Origin of the sequence: Kitasatospora sp. NPDC056783, from assembly GCF_042789895.1 — a bacterium.
In the GTDB taxonomy this organism is placed as follows: Bacteria; Actinomycetota; Actinomycetes; order Streptomycetales; family Streptomycetaceae; genus Kitasatospora.
Map to the genome: position 1 here is coordinate 1 of NZ_JBHUAF010000559.1, position 3,950 is coordinate 3,950.

A 3,950-nucleotide genomic window follows, 5' to 3' on the forward strand; every position below is an offset into this window, starting at 1 on the left:
GAACTGCTCCCAGCACTCGACGAACGTCGCCTCGGACTCGTACTCGAGCCTGAGCCTCCAGGCGACCGCGTCCGCCTCCGGCAGCCGGGGAGCGTCGGATCCGCCCTCCTCCTCGGCAGCCTCGAAGGCCTCCACGAAGTCGAAGACGGGAAGACCGTGGAACCGCTCGAGGTGGTCGTTGACAGTCATGCGCTGCTCCTTTGGAGGTCTGGGCCGAACAACTGTCTACCAGCCGGGACTGACAATCCGGCGGCCGGGGCGCTGCCCGGGCGCGTTGTCAGACCCTTGCTCTATGTTCGGGTCCTGGCTCCGGAGAGTGACCGCGGCAGGCGCGGCGGAGCCGTGGGTTCCGGCGTCCGCCGGGGTCCCGCCGTACGGCGAGGGAGGACTGATGTACCGCCAGGGCGATGTGCTGATCGTGCCGGTCGAGGAGAGCGTGGTGCCGCCGCGGGCGGCGGAGCTGGCCGTGCAGCCCCGGGACGCGCGGGGACGGATGGTGCTGGCGCTCGGTGAGGTCACCGGGCACGCGCACGCCGTCGTCGGCCCCGGCGAGCTGCGCCGCGAGAGCGGGCCGTTCGGCGCCGGCTGGCTGCGCCTTCCCGAGGGCGGCCGGGTGGTGCACGAGGAGCACGCGGCGATACCGCTGCCGAAGGGCTGGTACCGGGTGGTCCGTCAGCGCGAGTACGTGCCGGGCGCGGTACGGGTGGTCGCCGACTGACCACCCGTACCGCCCGCCGTACGGGGGCGGACGACGGCGGGGCACGAGGGCGAGGCGCGGCCGGAGCCGCGGCACGGAACGGGAACGGACGGCGGGCGGGAAGCCCGACCGGGAACGGAGCAGGGATGGACACGGTGATCCACGACGAGGTCCACGACGAGGTCCACGGCGACCGTACGGACGCGCGGGAGTTGCCCGGGCCGGGTGGGGTCACGGCCCGCTGGCGGGCGGCCGCGGCGGCCACCGGGGCGGGCGACCGGACGGTGGCCGAACGTGCCGTCCGGGCCGCCTACCGGGCGGCCGGACTGCCCGAGCCCGAGGCGGTCCGCTGGTTCGGCTCGCCGCTCGCCGCGACCGAGGCGGCGCTGGAGCTGCGGGCCGCCGGCGCGCAGAGCGTGCGCGAGGCCGTGCGCACCCTGCCCTGGGAGGAGGCCCGGCGCGGGGCCGTCGAGCAGGTCGGCGCCACCGGATGGGCGGGCCACTGGGCGCTCACCGGCGGCGAACTCGGCCCGGTCACCACCCCGCTCGCCGACCGGCTGCGCAACGCCGTGCTCGACCGGCTCGCCCCCGAAGTCGACCGGGAGGCCGACACCGCCGTGGCCGAGGCGGCCCGGGCCCGCCGCACCACCGTTCGGCTCGCCCTGCTGGACGCCGTGCGCGGCCAGCACGACGCGCCGTGGTTCGCCGCCTTCGAGGCCGCCGGCACGAGTGCCGACGCCGTCGCACCACTCGCCGAGCTGGCCCTGGAAGCCGGCTGGTGGTGGCCGTACCGCGACGTGGTCCTGCTCAGCGAACGGCCGACCGCCCTGCACCGCGACGAGGCCGGACGGCTCGACCGGGCGGACGGTCCGGCCCTGGAGTACGCCGACGGTTTCGCCCTGTACGCCTGGCGCGGCATGCCCGTCCCGTCGGAGTTCCTGGCGGGCCTGGCCGAGGTGACGGTCGAGCGGATCCGCACCGAGGAGAACGCCGAGCTGCGCCGCGTCCTGCTGGAGCACTACGGCTACGAGCGCTACCTCGCGGACTCCGGCGCCGAGCCCGTTCACCGGGACGGGACCGGCGTGCTCTGGCGGATCGTCCTGCCCGACGACGAGCCGGTGGTGATGGTCGAGGTGGTCAACTCCACCCCCGAGCCGGACGGCACCCACCGCACCTACTGGCTGCGCGTCCCCCCGACCACCCGCACCGCGCGCGCCGGGGTCGCCTGGACCTTCGGCATACCCGAGAGCGCCTACCACCCGCAGCGCGAGACCTGATCGCGGACGCCTCCCGGCATCCGGAGCGAGCCTCCCGAGCTGCGCGTGTTGACCCTTACCCCACGTCAGGCCACGTGGTGGGGCGCAGCGAACGCACGGACGATCGGAGGGACGCATGAGCTGGTCGGTGGGACAAGTCTCCGGCTTCGCCGGGGTCATGATCCGGACCCTGCGCCGCTACGACCGGTCCGGGCTGCTCTCGCCCAGTGAGCGCAGCCCGGCCGGCTACCGGCTCTACAACGGTGCGGACCTCGCCAGGCTCCAGCAGGTCCTCTTCTACCGGGAGCTCGGATTCCCGCTCGACGAGATCGCCGACATCCTGACGGACCCGCAGGCCAACGCGCTCGAACACCTGCTGGCGCGACGCCAGGACCTCGCCGAGCAGATCGCCCGGTTGCAGAAGCCCGTCGATGTCGCCGAGCGGGCCATCGAGGTGCGGCGCACCGGGGTCGAGCTGAGCCCGGAGGATCGCTTCGAGGTCTTCGGGGACATCGTCTTCGACCTCAGCTACGCCGCCGACGCCCACCTCAAGTGGGGCGAGCGGGACAGCCACCAGGAGGCGCTGGCCCGTGCCGCCACCCGCTCCGAGGAGGACTGGCGGCAGCTGATGGCGGAGGCCGCCGAATGGCGCGGCCGACTACTGGAGGCCTTTCGACGAGGGGCTGCCGGCCGGCCACCGGGCGGTGCGGGGACTCGTCGAGCAGCACCGGCAGCACATCACCCGGTGGTTCACGCCGTGCCCGCCGGAGACGCACTGCCGGATCGCCGACGACTACGAGGCGGACGCCCGCGCCTTCGCCCACGTCGTCCCGCCGGTCGACCAGCGCCCGGGCCTGGCCGGCTGCCTCCGCGTGGCGATCGGCGCCAACGTCGAGCGGCACGGCGCGAGCGGACCGGAGGCGACCGGGTGAGGATCCTCGTCATGGCCGCCGGCTCCCACGGTGACGTCGCTCCCCACACCGGGCTCGGGGCCCGCCTGCGCGACGCGGGGCACGACGTCGCGCTCGCGGCACCCGAGACCTTCCGCGAGCTGGTGGCCGACAGCGGCCTCGGCTTCCGTCCGCTCCCGGTCGACCCGCGCGGAGCACGGACGGGGTCGTCCGGTGGGCGCTCCGAACTGCTCGCGCGGGCCGCCGCGTTCATCGGACAGCTGGGAGACGGGCTCGTGGACGCCGCCGCGCCCGGAGCCGACCTGCTCCTGCCGAGCACCACCACCGCGCCGTTGGGCCGGCACCTCGCGGAGGCGATGGGCGTGCCCAGCATGGGGGTCTACCTGCGACCCACCCCGCCGACGAGGGAGTTCCCACCGGTCGTCGGGGGTGGCCGCTCCCTGGGCGGCTGGGGCAACCGGGCGGCGCGGGCGCTCGGCCAGCGGGTCGTCGACCGCCTGCACGCCGAGGCCGCACGCCGGTTGCGGTCGCGGCTCGGTCTCCCGGCAGTGGCCCAGACCGCCCGCCGGAGGGCGGTGGAGCGGGAGGGCCGGCCGGTGCCGCACGGATTCAGTCCGCATGTCGTGCCACACCCGGCCGACTGGCGGAACGGGGCGCGGGTGGTCGGTAACTGGTGGCCGTACGTGGCGGACGGCTACCAGTTGCCGACCGAGGTCGAGGACTTCCTCCGGGCCGGTCCGCCTCCGGTGTTCATCGGCTTCGGCAGCATGGCGGCGTGGCAGGGCGCGCGGCTGAGCGCCCTGGTGGCCGAGGGGCCGGGGCGTGGTGCAGGCCGGCTGGGCCGGGATCTCCGGGGAGGGCGACGGCGTGCTGACGGTCGGTGAACTGCCGCACGCCCGGGTGTTCCCGCGCATGGCGGCGGTCGTGCACCACGCGGGTGCGGGCACGGCGGCTGCGGCGCTGCGCGCGGGAGCGCCGAGCGTGCCGGTCCCGGTGACGGCGGACCAGCCCTTCTGGGCCGACCGGCTCACCAGGCTCGGCGCCGGGACGGCTTCGCTCCGCTTCGCCGACCTCACCGCCGACCGG

2 protein-coding genes and 3 pseudogenes are annotated in these 3,950 nt (G+C 75.4%); 4 read left to right on the forward strand and 1 reads right to left on the reverse strand.

Annotated features, from left to right (window positions below; genetic code table 11):
* Positions 1-189 (reverse strand): annotated as a pseudogene (locus tag ACFRMQ_RS39005) (hypothetical protein); the annotation flags it as partial.
* A gap of 202 nt (positions 190-391) precedes the next feature.
* Here ACFRMQ_RS39005 and ACFRMQ_RS39010 point away from each other — a divergent pair.
* From ACFRMQ_RS39010 to ACFRMQ_RS39025, 4 genes and pseudogenes are all read left to right on the forward strand, one after another.
* Entirely contained in the window at positions 392-718 is a 327-nt protein-coding gene (locus ACFRMQ_RS39010; protein WP_380735639.1) for a hypothetical protein, read from the forward strand.
* Between the two features lie 125 nt (positions 719-843).
* Positions 844-1,974: a DUF6745 domain-containing protein gene (locus tag ACFRMQ_RS39015; protein WP_380735640.1), complete on the forward strand. Its 1,131-nt coding sequence runs from the start codon at positions 844-846 to the stop codon at positions 1,972-1,974.
* A gap of 115 nt (positions 1,975-2,089) precedes the next feature.
* Positions 2,090-2,885 (forward strand): annotated as a pseudogene (locus ACFRMQ_RS39020) (MerR family transcriptional regulator).
* Positions 2,882-3,950 (forward strand): annotated as a pseudogene (locus ACFRMQ_RS39025) (glycosyltransferase); the annotation flags it as partial. The pseudogenes ACFRMQ_RS39020 and ACFRMQ_RS39025, both read left to right, overlap by 4 nt.

Coding starts and splice junctions, on each gene's coding strand:
- ACFRMQ_RS39010 (WP_380735639.1), top strand. CDS start 392: ATGTACCGCCAGGGCGATGTGCTGATCGTGCCGGTCGAGGAGAGCGTG.
- ACFRMQ_RS39015 (WP_380735640.1), top strand. CDS start 844: ATGGACACGGTGATCCACGACGAGGTCCACGACGAGGTCCACGGCGAC.